The 1,343-nt window shown below is 61.7% G+C and carries 3 protein-coding genes; 2 read left to right on the forward strand and 1 reads right to left on the reverse strand.

Annotation, left to right across the window (positions count from 1 at the left end):
* Nucleotides 1-52: 52 nt before the first annotated feature.
* Complete coding sequence (locus tag ACIP9X_RS21785; protein ID WP_400481830.1) at nt 53-637, reverse strand: transposase; 585 nt, start codon at nt 635-637, stop codon at nt 53-55.
* A gap of 15 nt (nt 638-652) precedes the next feature.
* Here ACIP9X_RS21785 and ACIP9X_RS21790 point away from each other — a divergent pair, with 15 nt between their 5' ends.
* Nucleotides 653-847 (forward strand): hypothetical protein, encoded by a 195-nt coding sequence (locus tag ACIP9X_RS21790; protein ID WP_400481831.1) that lies wholly within the window; start codon nt 653-655, stop codon nt 845-847.
* A gap of 292 nt (nt 848-1,139) precedes the next feature.
* Nucleotides 1,140-1,343 (forward strand): hypothetical protein (locus ACIP9X_RS21795; protein ID WP_400481832.1); only part of this gene is annotated, 204 nt, incomplete at its 3' end.

Raw genomic sequence — 1,343 nt, forward strand, 5'->3', positions numbered from 1 at the left:
CCGGACGCTCTCTCACTTCCTGCAGGCCCGCAGATTGTCAAGCTGTGTGGAGTCACTGGGGTGGCTGGTTGGCTGTTTTTGTTGCCGGGAGGTTGATGCCGGCGTGGCTGGCGGGGGCTGGTGTAGTGGGTCGTTGGCGGAATCGTTCGGGATTTCGGTCGTAGTAGCGCTGTAAAGCGTGATCGCGTGTTTTCCAGAGCTCTTTCCATGAGCCGTCGTGGACCTGGGAAGGCGAGAAGAGGGCGATGCCGGAGTGTTTGTGTTGGGTGTTGTACCAAGGCACGTAGTCGTCAAGGTACGCCCTGGCAGCCTCGACTTCTTTGAACACGCGCGGGTAGCTTGGCCGGTATTTCATGGTCCGGAATCCGGATTCAGAGAAGGGGTTGTCGTTCGAGACGTAGGGCCTGTTGTGTGACAGTGCCACACCGCGGGTGGTGAGGGCATCGCGGAGCAGGTTCGATCTCATCGCTGGCCCCGAATCCGCGTGGACTACCTCGGGTGCTCCGTGCCGGTCCATCGCGGTTTTGAACATTTCCACGGCCAGGTGGTCGGCTTCGCGTTCCTCGACCCGCCAGGCAACCATCTGCCGGGAGTAGATATCAAGACCGAGTAGGCCTTGAAGGTCTTTCCCTGCCACGGCGAATACAGATCGGTGATATCCCAGGACCAGACCTGGCCCGGGCGGGTGGCCATCAGAACCGGTTTCTCCCGGTGGGGCCGCTTGTTCCCGCTCCTGGTAGGGACTCTCGGGCGGAGCATCTGGTCCTCGATCTCGGCTGCGATCCGCCACCACGTGCGCCGGGACGCGAGCATCACCCCGGCGTCCCAGGCTGCCGCGAAGGAATGATCAACCGAGACCTGATCGGCCCAGCCCTCCAGAATGTATTGCGAGATCTGGTCACGATCCCGGGTGCCGATCCGCGACTCGTAGGCCCGCTCCGATTGCCCGATCGGGTCCTGCACCCGCGCGCGTGGATTCTGCCGGTAATGCCATGTCGAGCGCGAAACACCCGCGAACTTGAGGGCTTGCCGCTGCGAGCCGGTGAGCTCTTTCAGGTCCCGGACGAGGAGGTTCTCCGCTTCGATGAACCTTTTGGATCGTTCGTCGGAGCCGTGTCGGGCTCTGGCACGCTCAACCCGTGCAAGAGCCCGATAGCTTTTCCCAAAGCTTCATTCGTACCCTCAAGCTCCCGGACACGGCTCTTCAGCTGTTCCACTTCGGACTGGTGTTCAGCGATTTCCTTGGCGCGCGCTCTCTCAAACGCGGACCACTCGCCATTCGTGCGGGCCATATTCCCATGCTCTCGTGGAATCAGATTCCGGTCGAGGTCACCCTCCTGCAT

Source organism: Arthrobacter sp. NPDC093125, from assembly GCF_044754225.1.
Taxonomy (GTDB): Bacteria; Actinomycetota; Actinomycetes; order Actinomycetales; family Micrococcaceae; genus Arthrobacter.